Raw genomic sequence first — 20,170 nt, forward strand, 5'->3', positions numbered from 1 at the left:
CTTTTTTGATAATCTCATAAAGTTGTTCACGTTCCTGTTTTGATAATGTTACTCTATACAATTTTGCCATAACTTTAATATTTTAAGTTTTAGCAAATATATAAATTAAATACGTCATATTATAATTGACTTGACACTAGTTTTACTGATGATATCAATATCAATTGAAAACCTGTTCCCTTCTTTCAATAACAGAACCAGGCTTGTGCCACCTTTAAAAACAAATTCAAGTCCGTTTGATTTTAATCTCTCTAACAGATGTAAAGCATAAATCATTTTTTCAAGAATGATTTTATCAATTCGCCTGTGGTCTGAATGCTTTTTAAATTGATCCAACCACTCTTCCGTAAAACATTGTTCTTTAATCATCAATTATATCTTTTACAAGGTGAACCATATGGTTGGTTATGAATTGCTTAATATCCTGTTCTCGTTCTCTACGTTTTGCATAACTAAAAAGCTTGGTAAAGTTGATTGTGTAATTAGTAATTGCATTTTCGTAAATATGTATTAATTCGGAACCTTGCACGTAATAATATAGCTTCTCTTCGGCAAATAAATCCACTAGAATCTTTTCAAGCGATGGAGTGTAAAACTTAATCTTTTTTTCTGAAGTTTTTGTAAGTGGAGCTCGCGTAAGAAGTTTCTTTACAATAACTGGTTTGTTGCTTTCTGCTATATAAAAATCAATAGCTTTTTCATCTGGATTAAGGTATATCTCATTTTTTAATGAATCCTTTAGCTCATAAAATAAGGATTCTTCAAAACCTTTTTCAATTTCAATTATTAAAATTGATCTGCTTGTCTGGTGTTGAGTAAACTCATTTAACCATGATGTTTCCCAAACACAGTGCTTTACTTCATTAAACCTTTCCACTAGCTGTTTCGCAACTTTAAATGTATTTGGAGAGATGCCTGGCTTATATCTTGGTTTATATGAAATCATATAAAGCCCCCTTTTAATAGGTTTAATGATGTTTCTCTTTTTTAAATCATAGATTCTCCATCCAAAAGTTCCTTTCTTCAGTTCAGGTTCAAAATAACAATAGAAGTCAAAAAGCTCTTCTCTGGTAAAGTACTCTTTGTTTTTAAATTCTTCGATCAATCTATTTTCTATTATTTTGGTCATTTTAAATCCAATTTTTGCCAAATATACAATATTCTGGTTAATATTTGAAATCAAAAAAATGCCAGTACAAAGAAATACTGGTAAATTTTTGAATCAGCAGGATTGGGGAATTTGGCTCTTTTGCAGGCTAAAGCTTCTGCTTGTGTGTTGGGGTATGCAAATGTGCCAAATGTGGGATGACAATCTATGATTTCTATGTCAATAATTTAATTCACGGTCTTTTTTTTGGTATGGCACACAATATTATTATAAACAGAAAATTCCGTTTATTTCTTTATTATTATTTGTTTTAAATATCCATATCGTCGAAAGGATTAACAATATCATTGAACTTTGCGCTTGAAACATGTGTGTATATTTCTGTTGTTTTACTTGATTCATGTTCTAATATTGATTGACTTTGTTATAAATTGTCCACTTTCCAATAATTGACTTATGCTGAAGTGCCGGTGAAAGCAATTTCAAATATTCATTTCGAGTAAGTTCGCTTGCACCAAGGCTCAAAATATGATTAGTTGTCATTTGAGCATCAATAAAATGAAAATCATGTTCTATTAATTTTTGGCACAAATAATATAGTGCAATTTTGGAAGCATCAGATTTTCTGTAAAACATCGATTCTCCGAAAAATACCCTGCCAAGCGAAATTCCGTATAGCCCTCCAACCAACTCATCTTTATAAAATGTTTCCACAGAATGTGCGAAACCTTTTTTGTGCAACAAAATATATGCTTGCTGCATTTCGGAACCAAGCCATGTTTCGTTGTCTTGCCTGTTTTTAAGCGATGAACAATTTCGGATAACTTCTTCGAAACAAGTATCGAATTTAACCTCAAATTTCTTGCTACGAATTGTTTGTTTCAGACTCTTGGTAAGTTTGAACTCATCTGGGAAAAATACTGTTCTTGGTTCAGGCGACCACCATAAAATTGGTTCCTCTGGATTATACCATGGAAAAATCCCATTTGAATATGCCAGTAAAAGTCTTTCCGTGCTCAAATCTCCACCAAAAGCTAAAAGCCCATCAGCTTCAGAAAGCGAAGGATGAGGAAAAACAAGCTCTTTTGTCAATTGGAAAATAGGCATTTGCTGGAAATTGGAAACTGGAAATTAGAAATTAGGAACTCACGACTCATAATTATTTTACCTTGTAAACAAAAGTTCACGATATTTGGGAAGTGTCCAAATTTCATCGTCAACAATAAGCTCAAGTTTATCAATATGATATCTGATTTCTTCAAGAAAAGGAATTATTTTTATAGAATAACTATGAGCTTTTTCATAAACATCTTCAATTTTATTCGCTTCTTTTCTTGCAGAAACCATTTCGACTACGAGCTTTCGGATTGAAGAAATATGACGGGATATTTTTTTGATAGATAATAATTGGGTTTCAGAGATGGTTTTCATTTCTTCTTCGCCAAAGAGATTCTTAATTCCGCATACATTTTTGATTAAAGTATTTTGATATTGTATTGCGGTTGGAATAATATGATTTATTGCCAAGTCGCCAAGCACTCGTGTTTCTATCTGGACATTTTTTGTGAATGTTTCGATTCTAATTCCAAATCGAGCTTCTAACTCCCTTTCAGTTAAAATATTAGTATCTTTAAATAGCTTTTTAGATTTTTCGCTGATATATTCTTTTAAAGCCTCGGGAACATTCGAGATATTCGACAGTCCTCGCTTTTTTGCTTCTTCAAGCCATTCTTCGCTATATCCGTTTCCTTCGAATATTACATTTTTTGAAGAGATTATGCATTTTCGCAAAACCTTTAAAATAGCTTCGTCTTTTTTGACTTTCTTTTTTATTAAAGAATCAACTTCTTTTTTAAACTCGGAAAGCTGGTTAGCAACCGCTGCATTTAGATTTATCATTGGCGATGCGCAATTTGCCGACGAACCTACTGCTCTAAATTCGAATCTGTTGCCTGTGAAAGCAAAGGGCGATGTTCGGTTTCTATCAGTATTGTCTAACAGAATTTCGGGAATTTTTCCAATATCAATTTTTAGTTCTGCTTTTTCATCTGATGACATTTTTCTATTGCTTACTCTTTTTTCTATTTGGTCTAACATTTCGGCAAGTTGTTTTCCAAGGAAAACCGAAATAATTGCCGGTGGTGCTTCATTTGCTCCAAGACGATGACTATTTCCATAGGTAGCAATACTTGCCCTTAACAAATCGGCATTGTCGTACACAGCTTTAATAATGTTGATTAGAAAAGTAAGAAATTGTAGATTTTTTCTTGGTGTTTTTCCGGGCGAGAGTAGGTTTACTCCTGTATTTGTCATCAAAGACCAATTGTTGTGTTTACCCGAACCATTTACTCCACTGTATGGCTTTTCGTGGAACATAACTCTAAACTTATGACGGCGAGCAATTTTTTCCATCAAATCCATCAAAAGTTGGTTGTGGTCAACTGCAAGGTTTATTTCTTCAAAAACCGGTGCACATTCGAATTGATTTGGAGCTACTTCGTTATGTTTTGTTTTTAGAGGTATTCCGAGTTTCAATGATTCATATTCAAAATCTTTCATAAAGGAGGCAACTCTTTCAGGAATTGAACCAAAATAGTGATCGGCTAATTGTTGATCTTTTGCCGAAGCATGTCCCATTAGAGTTCTGCCTGTGAGCATAATGTCTGGTCTTGCTCTAAATAATGCTTCGTCTATGAGAAAATATTCTTGCTCAATTCCAAGAGTTCCGTGGACGCATGAAACTGCCCGATCGAAATAACTACAAATTGCAGTTGCTGATTTGTCTAATGCTGTGAGTGATTTAAGTAAAGGAGTTTTATAGTCGAGCGCTTCGCCTGTATATGATACAAAAATGGTTGGAATACAAAGTGTTTTGTCAACAATAAAAGCTGGCGATGATGGATCCCATGCAGTGTAGCCGCGTGCCTCGAAAGTGTTTCTAATTCCACCGCTCGGGAAACTTGAAGCATCTGGCTCTTGCTGAACTAATAGGTCGCCATGAAAATTTTCTATTACTCCGCCATTTTCTGTTGGCTCAAAAAAAGCATCGTGTTTTTCGGCTGTTGCTCCTGTCAATGGATGAAACCAATGTGTATAATGCGTGGCTCCATGATCTACTGCCCACGATTTCATTCCGGAAGCTATTTGATTTGAATTTTTTCTGTCGATTTTCCCACCTTTATCTATTGCTTGAACAACATTATCGTAGGCTTCTTTCGATAGGTATTCTTGCATGACTCTTCGGTCGAAAACATTTTCAGCAAAATATTCGCTTGTCTTTTTTGAAGGTTCTTTAACTTCAAGTGGTTTTCTTGAGAATACTTCTTCTAAAGCGATAAATCTTATTTTTCCCATAATGATTTTGTTTTTTATTTCAATACGGAACAAAAGTATATAAATATTTTAAATACCCCCTTAAATATTTTATCTCTGTTCAAAATATATTATAAATTTATTTTGAGTGTCTGAAATATAAACGGGTAATAAAATAATATATATTGTATTATGCAAATTACTGAAAATGAAAATCGCAAATTTTCATAGTAGAAAATTTGCGATTTTATGTATAATTCCGAAGAATTACTTTTATGAAATGTTGTCAGAAATTACTCGAACTCTTTCATAGTTTTTGTAATTATTTCGATAGCAGCATTTATTTCTTCTTCAGTAATAACAAGTGGTGGAGCAAAACGAATAATGTGGTCGTGAGTTGGTTTTGCAAGTAAGCCATTATTTGCTAATGCAACGCAAACATCCCATGCAGTTTTTCCGTCTTTTGGTTCAATGATAGCTGCATTTAACAAGCCTTTTCCTCTTACAAGACTGATCATGTCAGAATTAATATTTTTTAAACCTTCACGGAAAATTTCACCAAGTCGTTCGGCATTTTCTGCGAGATTTTCATCAGTAATTACGTCGAGTGCAGAAATGGCAACTTTTGCGGCAATTGGATTTCCTCCGTAGGTTGAACCATGTTGTCCGGGTTTAATTACAAGCATTATATCGTCGTCTGCCAAAACAGCCGAAACCGGATAAATTCCGCCTGAAATAGCTTTTCCAAGAATTAATATATCTGGGCGTACATTTTCGTGATCGCAAGCAAGGAGTTTCCCTGTTCGTGCAATGCCTGTTTGTACTTCGTCGGCAATGAAAAGTACATTTTTCGCTTTACATAAATCGTATGCTTTTTTCAAATATCCTTCCTGAGGTACATAAACTCCGGCTTCTCCTTGAATTGGTTCAACCAAAAATCCTGCAACATTTGGATCTTCCAAAGCTTTTTCAAGTGCATCTAAATCATCATAAGGAATTGTTATAAAACCCGGAGTATAAGGTCCAAATCCGTCTTTTGCATCAGGATCGGTTGACATTGAAATAATTGTAGTAGTCCGACCATGAAAATTACCTTCGCAAACAATTATTTTTGCTTCGTATTTTTCAATTCCTTTTTTATCGTAGCCCCATTTTCGGCAAAGTTTAATTGCTGTTTCGTCGGCTTCGGCACCTGTATTCATAGGGAGAACTTTGTCGAAACCGAAATATTTTGTAATATACTCTTCAAATTCGCCAAGAACATTGTTATAAAATGCCCGAGAAGTAAGGGTTAATTTATTGGCTTGTTGAGTTAAAGCATCTACAATTTTCGGATGGCAATGACCTTGATTTACTGCTGAATATGCAGAAAGAAAATCATAGTATTTTTTTCCTTCAACATCCCAAACATAAACTCCTTCACCTTTTTCTAAAACTACAGGTAGCGGATGATAATTATGGGCACCATATTTTTCCTCCTTACTGATATAATTTTGCGAATTTTCTTTAAGCATAATTTGTTGTGTTTTAATAAGTTAATAATTCAAATAAATTTTTATTTAATCATGCAATCTTAAGATAAGTTTTATGAATTTCAAAATAAATTATAATTATATTCTATGTGAAAATTTATAAAAAATGAATTAATTTTGTCCTGATAATTATTTTTATTAAATTGAAATAGAATGAAAAAATCATTAATAGGCACGAAAACAGAGCAGAATTTATTGAAGTCGTTTGCAGGCGAGAGTCAGGCGAGAAACAGATATGAGTTTTTTGCAAAAGTAGCGAAAAAAGAAGGATATGAACAGATATCAAGAATTTTTCAAGAGACTGCAAATCAAGAAAAAGAACATGCTAAACGATTCTTTAAATTCTTAGAAGGAGGAGATACCGAGATTACAGCCACATATCCTGCCGGAATAATTGGAGCAACAAAAGAGAATTTAAAAGCAGCAGCAGAAGGCGAAAATGAAGAATGGACTGAATTATATCCCGAATTTGCAAAAGTTGCCTCTGAAGAAGGATATCCGGAAATTGCCATAGCTTTCAAAATGATTGCAAAAGTGGAGGCTGAGCATGAAAGAATATATTTGAAATTGCTACAGAACATATCGGATGATAAGGTGTTTATGAGGGATGGAAAAGTATGGTGGAAATGCTTAAATTGTGGCTATGTTTACGAAAGTGAAAAAGCGCTTGAAGCTTGCCCGGCTTGCCTACATCCAAAATCTTATATGCAAATAAGAGAGGAAAATATTTAATAATTAACTCATTTTCAATATAATTGAATCAACAAGTCCATGACAAAATCATTAAATTCAAAAAAAGAAAACCTAATTCCGATAAGCATAATTGCTGTACTATTTTTCATTTTTGGCTTCGTAACTTGGCTAAATGCCACTCTTATTCCATATCTGAAAATAGCATGCGAATTAAGCGATTTTGAAGCATACCTTGTTACTACTGCATTTTACATTTCATATTTTGTAATGGCAATTCCATCTTCGTGGATACTCGAAAAAACTGGCTACAAAAGAGGAATGGCTCTCGGATTATTTGTTATGGCTCTCGGCTCTTTGATATTTATTCCGGCAGCTATGACTCGCATTTATGAATTATTTTTAGCTGGGCTTTTCGTGCAAGGCTTAGGATTGTCGATTTTGCAAACAGCATCGAATCCTTATGTAACTATCTTAGGACCAATAGAAAGTGCTGCCCGACGAATCAGCATAATGGGAATTGCAAACAAAGTTGCCGGAATTATTAGTCCTATAGTTTTAGGAGCTGTAGTTTTGAAAGGTACTGATAAAATTGTTGAAGATTTGAAATTAATGAGTATTGCCGAAAAAAACTCACAACTTCAGGAATTAGCCGAAAGGGCAATAAATCCTTATATAATTATGGCAATTTCTCTTGTAGTTTTAGCAATATTAGTAAAACATTCGGCTCTGCCCGAAATAGAAGAATCGAAAGATAATGAATCAGATAATCTGGGTGCTTTCCAGAAACTTAAAAGAGCTATTCGTATTCCTTATTTAGTGTTTGGATTTTTTGCGATTTTTTTCTATGTAGGTGCAGAAGTTATTTCTGTCGATACATTAGGATTATATGGAAATTCGCTTGGTTTTGGTGTCGAAGATTCTAAGTTTTTTGCATCCTTCACACTTTTTGGAATGCTTATTGGCTATGTGTTTGGAATTGTGGCTATTCCAAAATTTATTAAGCAAGAAACGGCTTTGAAATATTTTGCAATTCTTGGAATAGTTTTCACCATTGCTGCAATTTTCACCGATGGATACACTTCAGTACTTTTCATTGCATGTCTTGGATTTGCAAATTCTATAATGTGGCCGGCAATTTGGCCTCTTGCAATTGAAGGTTTAAATAAATTTACAAAAATTGGTTCTGCCATATTAATTATGGGAATTGCCGGAGGTGCAATACTAACACCATTGTTTGGAATTGTTTCGGAATATTCAGGAAATATGCAAAAGTCCTATTCTCTTTTGATAATTTGCTATTTATATATTTTGTTTTATGCTGTTTTTGGGTATAGAGTTGGAAGGAAAAATCTGGAAAAAATATCAAGCTGATTTTTTTCTATTTATAAAACATAGGTATTCAGGCGTATAGGATTGAGAAAATAAATTTGCATTATTTTTTTCATTCAAAATGATTGATAATAAAAAATAGTTGTACTTTTGTAGCGGGTAAGTCTTGTACGACCAGCTCCTAACGAATCCCCCAGGATCGGAAGGTAGCAAGGGTAGTTAGTCGTAGCGGTGCGATGCAAGTAGCTTACCCTTTTTTTATTTCATTTTTTTTGATACAATATTATTTCTTATATTTACACTATAAACAAAATTGAAAGGAATTCTAATATGCTATGTATTAAATGAATATACACCAAACCCCATAATTTGTATGTATTCTTATTTACAGTTTTTGCATACATTTTTTAGATTTTGGGTTAATAATTTTTAATTTATTGAGGCTAGAGCCCATATAATAAAACAATTTCAAGTGAACAAAAAATTCAGCTAATTCATTGTTTTGCAATAAAATATAAATTATGAAAAGAATAAAATTATTATTTATTATTTTAAGTTTTACTCATATTGTAAACTCGCAATGTACTTGGGACTTACCACCAAATCAAGTTAATCCTAATAATATTTCATGGTATGCTCTATTGGTTATTCCTACTCCTTATGGAGTTACAACTGTTAATGCTTGTGGAGTTATTCTTGATTCTCTTGATATAGTTGGTGCATTTATCGACTCTGCTAATTCAGGGAATCTAAAATGTGTTGGTTATTTAGAATATGATGGAGTGACCAATATGACTGTTAGAGTCTGGGGTAATTACCCTCCAAATTTTTATGGTCCTGAACCAGGAGATACTTTAATTTGGAAAGTTTGGGATTATTCTGAAGATATTGAATATTTTGTACATATTCCATTTCCTATATCTCCGACTGGTGGTTTAACATATGTTGTATATGGGGATTTTATAATTGATACAATTTACGCTGATATTTGGCCAAATATAGCTGCATCACATTTAATTGACACTAATAGGATTAGTTTTGAAAATCTTTCGAAAAGTCATCTAAATTCTTTTTGGGATTTTGGCGATGGAGATACTTCAAGTTTAGAAAATCCTATACATATTTATCAAGAAAATGACGTATTTACTGTTACTCTTACAATTTCAAACGACTGCCATAGTGTAGATACAAGTTTCTCGGTAAAAATTGAAGCCTACCCTGTAGCATATTTTGAATATTCTGTTTCAGCGAAAGAAGTTACTTTTGATAATCTTTCGAATTATGCTACAAATTATGTTTGGGATTTTGGCGATTCAAATAGTTCTATTGAAGAAAATCCGATTTATACTTTCGCAGAAGATGGAATTTATGTTGTCAGCCTGACTGCAATAAACTCGCTAAGCGATAGCATTTATATTGATACAATTGAGATTGAAACCAGTGGAATTGAAAAAATCCGCAGTTTTGAAATTGTTTATCCAAATCCAAACAGCGGTAAATTTCAGATTTTATTAAACAGAAAATGCCAAAGTATTTCGATTTACGATTGTCTCGGAACAAAAATTTTCGGGCAAGAAATTTCAAACTCTGAAATAGAAATTGATATTTCGCAACTTCCGGCAGGAATTTATTTTCTGCATTTTTCTTATAAAAATGGCTTTGAAACTTTGCAAATCGTTAAGGAATAGAATGTTAATTGAGAATTGTCAATTAACAATTAACAATTGACAATTCTCAATTATTTTTTAGATTTCAATATTAGCACCAATTCCGGCTTTCAAAGCTTTATCATAAATCAATTTTGCAGTAGCAACATCCTGAATTGCAAGTCCGTTCGATTTGAAAACGGTAATTTCTTTATTGCTTGTTCTGGCTTCTTTTTTCCCTATAAGAATTTCGCCAAGTTCGGCATAAAAATGAGATTCTTTGATTAAGCCTTCATTCAAAGGAATAATAATATCACCTGCCTCATTGAAACATGCTTCTTTTGAATCTCCTACAAATTTCGAGCGTAGAATTGTTTCAGTGTCAAGCTCACGGGCATTCGGTGTATGACTTCCAATTCCGTTTATGTGTGTTCCTTCTTTGAGTTTTGCACCATCGAAAAGTGGTGTAGCTGAGGAAGTTGCAGCACAAATAATATCGGTATCTAATAATTCATCAGGATTTCCGGCTATGGAAATTTTAAGATTTAGTTTTTCAGACATTTCATTTACAAATTGAGCGGCAGATTCTTTGCTAAGATCGTAAACCAAAACATTTGAAATGTCTCTAACAAGACTTACTGCCCATAATTGCATTTTTGCTTGAACCCCTGTGCCATAAATTCCCACTTTCTGATTACTATCAGTTCTGGCAAGATATTTTGTGGCAACACCACTTACTGCTCCTGTACGTACTGCAGTTAAATATCCACCATCCATAATGCAGTTTACATCGCCTGTTTCGGGATTTTGCAGCAGAACTTTTCCAATAGTTGTTGGGATATTAAACTTCTTCGGATTGTCTTTATAAACTGTTACAATCTTGCAAGCCAATGCACCCAAGTCTTTCAAATAAGCAGGCATATATAGCGAAAGTCCACCTGCAGGTTTAATGTTTGTTCGCAAAGGTAGAACTGCTGTTCCATTTGCTAATTCTATAAATGCCTTTTCAACTACATCAATGCAGTCCTTCATATCTAACACAGATATTACATCTTGTCTGTTTAAAATTAAAACCATAATTTCTTCCTATTTTTAATATTTAAAAATTAAATTTACATTCTATTTTTGTAAAGAAAATAAAATTTTGATTATGAAAAAAATAATAAATACGAAAAATGCCCCGACTGCTATTGGTCCTTACAATCAGGCTGTTGAGTTAAATAGAGTTTTATTTATTTCAGGGCAAATTGCAATTGATCCTAAAATAGGAAAACTAATTGCAGGTGGCATTAAAGAACAAACAGAACAAGTATTGGAAAATATAAAGGCTATCCTTAGCAAAGCCGGATATGATTTGACAGATGTCATGAAAACTTCATGTTCTCTCGCAGATTTAAACAATGCTCCAAAAATGAATGAAGTTTATGCAAAATATTTTACTGAAAATCAACCTGCTCGTGCTATGTTCGAAGTTTCGAAATTGCCGCTTGGTTCCTTGTTGGAGATTGAAACAATTGCCATGAAGTAAAAAGGCTAATTTTGATTTTGGATTTTACAAGGGAATTTGGTTTTACCGATGAAATAGGTTCTCAATTTTTGCTTGGATTAAATTTATCTTTTTAGTTACTGGTTTTTTTATTAATTTTGAAATGATACTTTAATTTTTTATTAATTAAAAATAGAAATTATGAAACACATTATTATTGCCATAGTATTTATTTTTGCTTTATGCACGAATCAGATTTTCCCCCAAACTATATCTAATGGTGATTTCGAAAATTGGACTGATAATAAACCCGATGGATGGGATACATCGAACGACGATATTGCAGTTTTTGGACAAACTGTAGTTGAAGAATATACTTCTGATCCCTTTTCCGGAAGTTCGGCAGTTTATCTCGAATCTAAAAGTATGGGACCTTTTATAATGACAGGGATCATCGTAAATGGATATTATGAGTTTGACCAAACTTTAGTTGAAACTATTCAAGGTTCACCTTTTACTGAACGTCCTGACAAAATGAAATTTGCCTACAAATGTGCCCCTGAAGCAGGAGATAATTGCTTTATTTCAATTGCTTTATTATTAAATTCTGATACAGTTGCAAATGGTGTTTTCACAAATTCCAACTTGGTTGAAACATGGACAGAAGGAGAAATTGTTCTAAATTATTTGAATTCGGATGTTCCTGATACTTTAATTATTATGGTAATGTCGTCGAAGGAAAACCATGGCTCAGCTGGACAAGGTGCAGTTGCCGGAAGTAAACTTTGGGTTGATAATTTTACTTTTGAAACTTCAAGTTCAGTGCAATCTGTTGATTTGCAGGATGGAAGTTTTGTACATCCTAATCCAACTTCCGGAATCTTAAATATTAGTAATGTCCAATTTGGAAATATTTCAAGCGAAGTAAATATTTATAATGCTTTAGGTTCAAAAATTTTGGAATCTAAAATAAATAAGCATATGGAGAGTAATTTTAGCATAGATATTTCAGATTTCCCGAAAGGAATTTATATAGTTCAACTTACATCAGAAACTGAAAATTTGATGCAAAAAATTGTATTGAAATAAATTTGCCTAAATTTTTATTTCTAATTCTATTAGAAATTCCGAGACAATATTTTTTACAGACCAGACTGGTTCTCGAAAACCAATCTGGTCTTTTCTTTTTAAAGTGAAAATAGATGATTATTAGTTTTGCAATAATATCTTTGCAGTCAATTATAAATATTTTTGTTAAATGAGTAAAAAAGAAAATAAACCATTGTTGTTGCTAACGAACGACGATGGAATAAATGCAAAAGGACTGAAAGTTTTGATTGAAGCATTTGCCGGTTTTGGCGAACTTTTGGTGGTAGTTCCTGACAAAGGACAATCGGCTATGTCTCATGCAATTACAATAAATCAGCCGATTTTTTTAAATAAAATTAAAGAAAAAGAAAATCTAACAATTTACACATGTTCGGGCACACCGGTCGATTGCGTAAAATTGGCACTAAACAAAATTACCAAAAGAAAACCAGATTTTTTAATTTCCGGAATAAATCATGGAACCAACTCGTCTGTAAGCATAATTTATTCGGGGACAATGGCAGCAGCTCTCGAAGGCTACATAAATGATATTCCATCGATAGGATTTTCTGTAATAGACCATTCGCCTGATGCCAATTTCGAAATTGCAGAAAAATATTCCAAAATTATTTTCAAAAAAATTTCAGAAAACAATCTTCCGAAAAATATATGTTTGAACGTAAATTTTCCGAATACAAAACCTGAAAACGTAAGAGGAATAAAGTTTTCGCGACAGGCAAGAGCAAAATGGGTAGAAGAATTTGAAAAACGAACAAACCCACACAATAAGGAGTATTACTGGCTGACAGGCAAATTTCAAAACTTTGAAGAAAATGCAGAAGATACTGACGAATGGGCTTTGAAAAATAATTACGTTTCAATTGTACCGGTGCAATTTGATTTTACGGCATACGATACACTAAAAATTTTCAAAGACAAAAACTATGAAATCGAAATTTGATGCATTAAGAGTTGGAGTTTTGCTGGGTTTAGTTCTACCCATGTTGAGTATTGTAATTTTTTATCTAATAAAATACGATACATTAAGTTTCATGGAATTTGTTGATCAATTGATAGTTAGAGATATTTATACACAGTTGATTAGTTTATGTGTGGTTCCAAATTTAGGTTTGTTTTTTATTTTTATATGGAAGAATTTTCTCTATTCGGGTCGTGGTGTAATTCTTGCAACTTTTATTTACGCCTTTCTAATTGTTATTTTGAAGTTTTTCACATAGCCTAAAAGAATCCATTAAAGCAAACTAATTCTCCAATTTCAAATTCCCAGAATAATGAAATACTACATAATTGCAGGCGAATCTTCCGGCGACATGCACGCTGCAAATTTAATGAGTGAGCTAAAAAAACTTGACTCCGATGCCGATTTTAGATTTTGGGGAGGCGATTTGATGCAGCAAGAAGGCGGAACTATTGTTAAACACATTAGTTCTCTTGCATTTATGGGTTTTTTTGAGGTATTGAAAAATATTCGTACTATTTTCAAAAATTTCAAGCTGTGCAAAAACGATTTGCTTTTTTACAAGCCAGATATTATTATTTTCGTAGATTATCCGGGTTTTAATTTACGAATTGCAAAATTTGCTAAGCAAAACAATTTTCGGGTATTTTATTATATTTCCCCTACAATTTGGGCTTGGCATAAGTCAAGAATTAAAACTATCAAAAAGTATGTTGACAGAATGTTTGTGATTTTGCCTTTTGAAAAGGAATTTTATAAAAAAAACAATTACGATGTCGATTATTTGGGTCACCCGCTAATAGACCAGCTTAAAAAATATGAGGAAAAGCCCGATTTTGAAAAGTTCATTAATAAATACAATCTTCCAAACATTCCGGTAATTGCACTTATGCCCGGCAGTAGAAATCAAGAGATTGAAAAAATATTGCCTGTGATGCTCGAAACTGCTAAAAGTTTCCCAAAATATCAATTTGTGATTTGCGGAACTACTTCGATAAAAACCTCGGTTTACGAAAATTATTTACAAGGCTCTTCAACGAAAATTATTTTCAACAAAAATTATGAAATACTGTTAAATTCTACTGCTGCATTGGTAAAATCGGGAACTTCTACTTTAGAAACTGCTCTGCTTGACATTCCACAAGTGGTTTGCTATAAGACCTCAAGGCTTACTTATTTTATTGCTAAGCTTCTCGTAAAGATTAAATATATTTCTTTAGTGAATTTAATAATGGACAAACAAGTAGTTTGTGAACTCATTCAAAATCAATGCAATCCGACTGAAATGATTATTGAACTGAACAAAATATTGCCAAATACCGAAGATAGAAATCAATTGCTATCGGATTATAAGAAGCTTCACGAAATTCTTGGAGATGGAAAAGCTAGCGAAAAAATTGCAAGTCTAATGTTCTCATATCTAAACAAGTAGTTGTTATTCAGTATAATTGAATTGTCCAACAATTATAAAATCAAAAATCTTCGATGAAAAAGAGAATCTATTTATTTATCATCAGTTTATTGATAATTAATGTAAACTTTGCACAAAAAATTGCAATTTGTTTGTTCTATACCAACTCAATAAATACAATTGTAATTACTCCAACTTTTGGCTCATACACAGTTAGTTCAGATAATCAAATAATTTCTAAATTACTTAAAAATGAAATTTTATATATTTCTGAATATCAAGATTCTATTAATATTAGGGGAATTAAAAAAAACTATGGAAATTTCAAGAATATTTTGATTTACCAGAATGAAGAAGAAGGTTCATTTAGAATAAAACCAATTTATCCTTCATTAGATGCACGAAATTATTTAGGCAATCTTCAAATAAAATCGCTAAAAAATAAACTTCAAATTGTCAATCGTATTAATATCGAAGATTATATTTCGGGTGTAGTTGAAACTGAAGGTGGAGCGAAAGCTAAACTCGAATATTACAAATCGCAAGCAATTATTTGCAGAACATATCTGATAGGTCATTTGCGAAGACACGAAGAAGAAAACTTTCATTTATGCGATGGGGTTCATTGTCAAGCATATAAAAGTAAATGTTCGCATAATTTGGAAATTGTTTCGTCAACAAATTCAACTAAAAACCTGATAATTGTTGATGAAAATAATCTGCCAATTACAGCATCATTCCATTCAAATTGTGGAGGAGAAACTGTCAATTCGGAAAATGTATGGACTTACCCAAAAAAATATCTGAAATCTATTATTGATACTTTCTGCACAGATCACAACCATTCTATTTGGGCCGATTCGGTGCAAATCAACAATTGGATAAATTATCTTGTTGAAAATAATTTCAAAATCAGGACTGATATAAACTTGAAGAAGCTGAATTTTGAGCAAAACCAAAGGAAGCTTTTTTATGTCCTAAATGAAGATACAATTAGCTTAAAAAAAATTAGAGCTGATTTTGGATTTAAATCTACATTTTTCAATATCAGAACAGAAGGAGAAAAAGTATATTTCGATGGAAAAGGTTATGGTCATGGTGTAGGCTTATGCCAGGAAGGTGCTATGAAAATGGCCGTACTTGGCAAAAACTATTCTGAAATTATCGAAAAATATTATCGAAATATTTCAATAAGGGAAATTGATGAAACAATAGACGGCTTATAGAAATTTTGTATTCTTGCGAAAGTCAAATCATTTTTTGTAATTCGACCTAATACTTAGAGCAACTACTTAAAAATAGTTTGTCAATAAGGTATAATGGAATGACACCTATAGAAAAAATTGTATTTTAACAATTAGTATAAGTCCTAATTTATAGGGATTTGACTTGGGAATTGAAAAATGTAAATAATTAAATTTGCTAACAACAATCATAAAAATTACCTTTGAAAGTTAAATTGTTTTTTTTATAAAAAGCATAAATAAGGAAATATAAATATTTTGAGTGATTAACATAAACATAAATATTATGAAAGCTAAAATTTTTACATCATTATTAGTATTGTTATATTCTATGACTTTTGGTCAAGATTTTATTCTTTCACCAACAAATATTCCTGATGTTGGAGAAACAGCAGCTCCTACTATCTGCGATCTTGATAACGATGGATTATTAGATATATTGATTGGAAAAGGTGATGGTACAATTTCTCATTATGAACAGGATTTTTACTTCCCAACTGATTTTTTGACTGTTTCTACAAACTTCAACAGCATAGATGTTGGAAGTAGCACAAGTGCAAGTGCTGCTCCTACTGTAACAGATCTTGATAATGATGGTCTGTTAGACTTAATTGTAGGAGAAAGTACAGGAAACTTAAATCATTATGAGCAAGTAGCATTAAATTCTTTAAATTTTAGTTTAGTTACAGAAAATTTTAATTCAATTGATGTTGGGAATCAATCAGCACCCTATTTTCTTGACATTGATAATGATGGTTTATTAGATTTATTCATAGGAGAATATTCTGGCAATATTAACCATTACGAGCAAACAACATCAAATGGAAGTGATTTTGCTTTGATTACTGAAACTTTCAATAGCCTTACTGTTGGAACAAGAACTGGAATTTGCATAAAAGATTTTAACAATAATGGACTTCTTGATTTGATTATAGGTGAAAACAATCCTAATATTAATTACTACGAACAATCAGCTGCAAATTCAAACACTTATAATCTTATTTCTGATGATTTTCTAGACATAAACTATTCAAGAAATAAAATTGATATTGCAGATATTAATGATGATGGATTAGAAGATATGATTATTGGAGATAATGATGGAAATGTTTATATATACTTGCAAGTATTCCCTGTAGAAGCAAATTTTTCGGTTTCGGTAACAAGTAGTTTTATTGGAGAAGAAATTGTTTTTACAGACCTATCGCTTGGTACTCAGACAGCCTGGCTTTGGAATTTTGGAGACGGAGTAAGTTCTATTTTGCAAAATCCTACGCACATTTATCAAAGCTCTGGTACTTATACAATTGAATTAATTATTTATCGCGATAACGAAAGTGATACTTTAAGCCTTGAAGACTACCTCACAATTGAAATACCTCCTATAGAATTAACATATATATCGGCCGATGAAAGTTGCCCTACTTATAATGATGGAAATATTGACATCACAGTTTCAGGAGGGCTATCCCCTTATACTTTTCTTTGGTCATCAGGCGAAACTTTAGAAGATTTGTATAATGTTGCAGCGGGGAGCTATTATGTTACTGTAACAGATTATAATAGTAGTTTTGTTGTTGAAAATATTGTTATTTCTCAACCAGAGCTTAATTATCAAGTTACAATTCCAAATTGTTACAATTCTGGAGAGGGTATAATAGAACTTTTACCTTCAGGAGGTACTTCGCCATATACATATAATTGGAGCACAAACGAATCAACTCAAAATATTGACAACCTAATGGCAGGCACTTACTATGTGTCTGTTTATGATTATGACCAATGTTTGTTAAATCCTTCAAATGAGGGAATTATTGTTAATCAACCTACAGTAATCCAACTTTCTTTTACTCATGAAGAAATTGATTGTTATGGAAATAGCAATGGCTCAATTGACTTGACAGTGCAAGGTGGGACATCACCTTACTCATTCCAATGGTCTAATGGCGAATCAAGCGAGGATATCTCAGGTCTTTCCCCCGATACTTTCTACGTAACAGTAGTTGATGATAATTCATGTTCTGCCGACAATTCTGAGCCAACTACTTTTACTCTTCCATGGAATTATTCTACAAATGAAAGTAATCATACAATAGGAATTACAAACCCAAATATTGTTTTTATAGATGGAAATCCGCTGGATGTTGGAGATTTTGTTGGGGTTTTCTACGATTCGTCAGGCACAAAGGCTTGCGCCGGATACGAAGAATGGAATGGGCAAGGTATCGGACTTGCAGCTTGGGGAGCTGAAGCTGGCATAGATAATGGATTTATGGCTGGAGAAGAGTTTTCATTTAAAGTATGGAGAGCCATTAATGGCGAAGAAATTGATTGTGATGCTACATATAATACTGTAAGTGTGCCAAATACAGCCTTTTATACACCAAATGGAATAAGTGTCATAGAAACACTGATAGGAAATTCTACGGGCGAATTGGAAATAAACGGAATTGTAATTAATCAACCCGATGAACTTATAGCTCAAACAACAGGAACAGAGGTAATTTGTTACGGAATTAATAATGGTTATATTACATTATCAACAGTAGGAGGTGGCGAACCTTACGAATTTTTATGGTCTGATGGTTCTACTACACAAAATATAGTTAATCTTGCAGGAGGATTATACGATGTTACAGTAACTGATACTAATAATTGTACTATAGTTGATGGTTTTGGAATAGAACAGTTAGACGAAATAATAATCACTTACGTGAAAACAGATATTACGTGCACTGGATTTGACGATGGAACCATAGATATTAGTGTAACAGGAGGTAGTGCAGATTATACCTATTTGTGGTCAACAGGTGCATCTACCCAGGATATTTCAAATCTCCAACCCGGAACATATCTTGTTACGGTAACAGACAATATAAACTGTATTGCAATTGAAGAAATAGAAATATTCCAACCTTCACTATTAGTGGTTGGCTCAGAGAATACAAATGTTTCTTGTTTTGGATTTAATGATGGAGTTATTGAATTAACTCCATCTGGTGGAACAAGTCCATTTACATATATATGGTCTAATCAGGAAACCACTCAGAATATTGCAGATTTATATGCCGGACAATATGAATTCACCGTAACAGATATGAACCAGTGTACATATTTTGGTAATGAAGTGATTACTGAACCAAACGAACTAACTATATTGGTTTCTGGCTCAGATACTATTTGTTTTGAAACAAATGAAGGATTTATTGATTTGACAATAAGTGGAGGCACTGAACCATACCAAATTCTATGGTCGAATAATGAAACATCTGAAGATATTAATCAGCTTTCGGGAGGATTATTTAGTGTTACAGTTACAGACTTTAATAATTGTATTGTTCAAAGTGATTTTACAGTTTTAGAATTAGACGAGATAATTATTTATGCTGAAAAAGAAAATGTTTCTTGCTTTGGTTTAAACAATGGAATGATTGACCTTACTGTTATTGGCGGAACTGGCAACTATTTCTACAATTGGAGTAGCGGTTCATATAATGAAGATTTATTTAATCTTCCTCCAGGTGATTATGACCTATTTGTAACTGATAATCTAAATTGTGAAGCAGAAGAAGAATTTGAAATAACTGAACCTGAACTTTTTGAGCTTGAGTATGAAAAAACAGATATAGCATGTTTTGACGATGGAAATGGAAGCATAGATTTGACAGTTTCTGGAGGAACAACTCCATATACATTCAATTGGGCAAATTTTGAGTCAACAGAAGATTTATCTGGTTTAAGTGGTGGAGTTTATAATGTTACTGTTCTCGATGATAACAATTGTTCAGTTTTTGAATCAATAACAATTGCAGAACCTAATGAATTGTCATTAGAATTAATATCTACTACCGATGTTCTATGTTTTGAACAAAGTACCGGAGAAATTGAGATTGAAACTACCGGTGGTATCTCACCATATGATTTTGACTGGTCGAATGGAGAAGATACTGAAGATTTAATAAATCTGCTTGCAGGAACTTATGAACTTACAGTAACTGACCAAAACAATTGTACTGAAATCATTAGTGCTACAATTACAGAACCGTCCACAGCTATTATGCTTCAGTTAAACTATCAGGCAAATATATGCTATGGAACCAATTCAGGAGAAATATCAGCTATTGCAATTGGAGGAACTGTTGCGGGCGATTATAATTACTTATGGTCGAACGGAGGTACAACTGATCAAATTTCAGGATTAATTGCCGGCTCCTACCAAATAAGTGTTTCAGACGATAATGGCTGCGAAAAAGTCGAACAAGCAGAAATTATTCAGCCTTCCGATACCTTAGAAATTATCAATTCAACTGCAAACGATGTAAATTGTTTTGGCGAGAACAC

Annotated in this window: 15 protein-coding genes, 1 other RNA gene and 1 pseudogene; 11 read left to right on the top strand and 6 right to left on the bottom strand. The window is 32.7% G+C overall.

What is annotated here, in order from left to right; translation table 11 throughout:
- Window positions 1–147 precede the first annotated feature (147 nt).
- The 5 genes and pseudogenes from HN894_10235 to rocD all read right to left on the bottom strand — a co-directional run bounded on the left by HN894_10235 (window position 148) and on the right by rocD (window position 5,934).
- A pseudogene (locus HN894_10235) lies at window positions 148–369 on the bottom strand (nucleotidyl transferase AbiEii/AbiGii toxin family protein).
- Entirely contained in the window at window positions 362–1,129 is a 768-nt protein-coding gene (locus HN894_10240; GenBank protein ID MBT7143708.1) for a hypothetical protein, read from the bottom strand. Before HN894_10240 ends, HN894_10235 begins: the two are co-directional and overlap by 8 nt.
- 384 nt (window positions 1,130–1,513) lie before the next feature.
- Window positions 1,514–2,215 carry a leucyl/phenylalanyl-tRNA--protein transferase gene (locus HN894_10245; GenBank protein ID MBT7143709.1) on the bottom strand — a complete coding sequence of 234 codons (702 nt, stop codon included), beginning with the start codon at window positions 2,213–2,215 and terminating at the stop codon, window positions 1,514–1,516.
- Window positions 2,216–2,272: 57 nt separating this feature from the next.
- Window positions 2,273–4,462: a glutamine synthetase type III gene (locus tag HN894_10250; GenBank protein ID MBT7143710.1), complete on the bottom strand. Its 2,190-nt coding sequence runs from the start codon at window positions 4,460–4,462 to the stop codon at window positions 2,273–2,275.
- 251 nt (window positions 4,463–4,713) lie between these two features.
- Window positions 4,714–5,934 (bottom strand): ornithine--oxo-acid transaminase, encoded by a 1,221-nt coding sequence (rocD, locus tag HN894_10255; GenBank protein MBT7143711.1) that lies wholly within the window; start codon window positions 5,932–5,934, stop codon window positions 4,714–4,716.
- A 171-nt stretch (window positions 5,935–6,105) separates the two neighbouring features.
- On the opposite strand from rocD, the gene HN894_10260 reads away from it, so the two are divergent.
- The 4 genes from HN894_10260 (at window position 6,106) to HN894_10275 (ending at window position 9,662) form a co-directional block, all read left to right on the top strand.
- A complete protein-coding gene (locus tag HN894_10260) occupies window positions 6,106–6,684 on the top strand; it encodes a rubrerythrin family protein (protein MBT7143712.1) in 579 nt (192 codons plus the stop codon).
- A 39-nt stretch (window positions 6,685–6,723) separates the two neighbouring features.
- Window positions 6,724–8,016 (top strand): sugar MFS transporter, encoded by a 1,293-nt coding sequence (locus HN894_10265; protein ID MBT7143713.1) that lies wholly within the window; start codon window positions 6,724–6,726, stop codon window positions 8,014–8,016.
- 115 nt (window positions 8,017–8,131) lie between these two features.
- Window positions 8,132–8,230, top strand: an RNA gene (ffs, locus tag HN894_10270) — signal recognition particle sRNA small type.
- Window positions 8,231–8,495: 265 nt separating this feature from the next.
- Window positions 8,496–9,662, top strand: a complete 1,167-nt coding sequence (locus tag HN894_10275) for a PKD domain-containing protein (protein MBT7143714.1) — start codon at window positions 8,496–8,498, stop codon at window positions 9,660–9,662.
- A gap of 57 nt (window positions 9,663–9,719) precedes the next feature.
- Here the strand turns inward: HN894_10275 and HN894_10280 are convergent, their stop codons facing one another.
- Window positions 9,720–10,697 carry an ornithine cyclodeaminase family protein gene (locus HN894_10280; GenBank protein MBT7143715.1) on the bottom strand — a complete coding sequence of 326 codons (978 nt, stop codon included), beginning with the start codon at window positions 10,695–10,697 and terminating at the stop codon, window positions 9,720–9,722.
- A gap of 73 nt (window positions 10,698–10,770) precedes the next feature.
- Between HN894_10280 and HN894_10285 the strand changes: the two genes are divergently transcribed.
- The 7 genes from HN894_10285 to HN894_10315 form a co-directional block, all read left to right on the top strand.
- Window positions 10,771–11,148 (top strand): RidA family protein, encoded by a 378-nt coding sequence (locus HN894_10285; GenBank protein MBT7143716.1) that lies wholly within the window; start codon window positions 10,771–10,773, stop codon window positions 11,146–11,148.
- A gap of 159 nt (window positions 11,149–11,307) precedes the next feature.
- Window positions 11,308–12,195 (top strand): T9SS type A sorting domain-containing protein, encoded by an 888-nt coding sequence (locus HN894_10290; protein MBT7143717.1) that lies wholly within the window; start codon window positions 11,308–11,310, stop codon window positions 12,193–12,195.
- Between the two features lie 169 nt (window positions 12,196–12,364).
- The gene (surE, locus tag HN894_10295; protein MBT7143718.1) at window positions 12,365–13,156 is read left to right on the top strand and encodes a 5'/3'-nucleotidase SurE; all 792 of its coding nucleotides are present in this window, start codon (window positions 12,365–12,367) and stop codon (window positions 13,154–13,156) included.
- Window positions 13,140–13,433, top strand: a complete 294-nt coding sequence (locus tag HN894_10300; protein ID MBT7143719.1) for a hypothetical protein — start codon at window positions 13,140–13,142, stop codon at window positions 13,431–13,433. Before surE ends, HN894_10300 begins: the two co-directional genes overlap by 17 nt.
- Before the next feature lie 54 nt (window positions 13,434–13,487).
- Complete coding sequence (lpxB, locus tag HN894_10305) at window positions 13,488–14,606, top strand: lipid-A-disaccharide synthase (GenBank protein MBT7143720.1); 1,119 nt, start codon at window positions 13,488–13,490, stop codon at window positions 14,604–14,606.
- A 53-nt stretch (window positions 14,607–14,659) separates the two neighbouring features.
- Window positions 14,660–15,811: a SpoIID/LytB domain-containing protein gene (locus tag HN894_10310; protein MBT7143721.1), complete on the top strand. Its 1,152-nt coding sequence runs from the start codon at window positions 14,660–14,662 to the stop codon at window positions 15,809–15,811.
- Between the two features lie 304 nt (window positions 15,812–16,115).
- A partial coding sequence (locus HN894_10315) for a PKD domain-containing protein (protein MBT7143722.1) occupies window positions 16,116–20,170 on the top strand: 4,055 nt, incomplete at its 3' end.

The sequence above is a fragment of the Bacteroidota bacterium genome, from assembly GCA_018692315.1.
Taxonomy (GTDB): Bacteria; Bacteroidota; Bacteroidia; order Bacteroidales; family JABHKC01; genus JABHKC01.

Bases quoted from the DNA above. Each gene is read 5' to 3' on its own strand.
- HN894_10240 (MBT7143708.1), bottom strand. From the start codon at position 1,129: ATGACCAAAATAATAGAAAATAGATTGATCGAAGAATTTAAAAACAAA.
- HN894_10245 (MBT7143709.1), bottom strand. From the start codon at position 2,215: ATGCCTATTTTCCAATTGACAAAAGAGCTTGTTTTTCCTCATCCTTCG.
- HN894_10250 (MBT7143710.1), bottom strand. From the start codon at position 4,462: ATGGGAAAAATAAGATTTATCGCTTTAGAAGAAGTATTCTCAAGAAAA.
- rocD (MBT7143711.1), bottom strand. From the start codon at position 5,934: ATGCTTAAAGAAAATTCGCAAAATTATATCAGTAAGGAGGAAAAATAT.
- HN894_10260 (MBT7143712.1), top strand. From the start codon at position 6,106: ATGAAAAAATCATTAATAGGCACGAAAACAGAGCAGAATTTATTGAAG.
- HN894_10265 (MBT7143713.1), top strand. From the start codon at position 6,724: ATGACAAAATCATTAAATTCAAAAAAAGAAAACCTAATTCCGATAAGC.
- HN894_10275 (MBT7143714.1), top strand. From the start codon at position 8,496: ATGAAAAGAATAAAATTATTATTTATTATTTTAAGTTTTACTCATATT.
- HN894_10280 (MBT7143715.1), bottom strand. From the start codon at position 10,697: ATGGTTTTAATTTTAAACAGACAAGATGTAATATCTGTGTTAGATATG.
- HN894_10285 (MBT7143716.1), top strand. From the start codon at position 10,771: ATGAAAAAAATAATAAATACGAAAAATGCCCCGACTGCTATTGGTCCT.
- HN894_10290 (MBT7143717.1), top strand. From the start codon at position 11,308: ATGAAACACATTATTATTGCCATAGTATTTATTTTTGCTTTATGCACG.
- surE (MBT7143718.1), top strand. From the start codon at position 12,365: ATGAGTAAAAAAGAAAATAAACCATTGTTGTTGCTAACGAACGACGAT.
- HN894_10300 (MBT7143719.1), top strand. From the start codon at position 13,140: ATGAAATCGAAATTTGATGCATTAAGAGTTGGAGTTTTGCTGGGTTTA.
- lpxB (MBT7143720.1), top strand. From the start codon at position 13,488: ATGAAATACTACATAATTGCAGGCGAATCTTCCGGCGACATGCACGCT.
- HN894_10310 (MBT7143721.1), top strand. From the start codon at position 14,660: ATGAAAAAGAGAATCTATTTATTTATCATCAGTTTATTGATAATTAAT.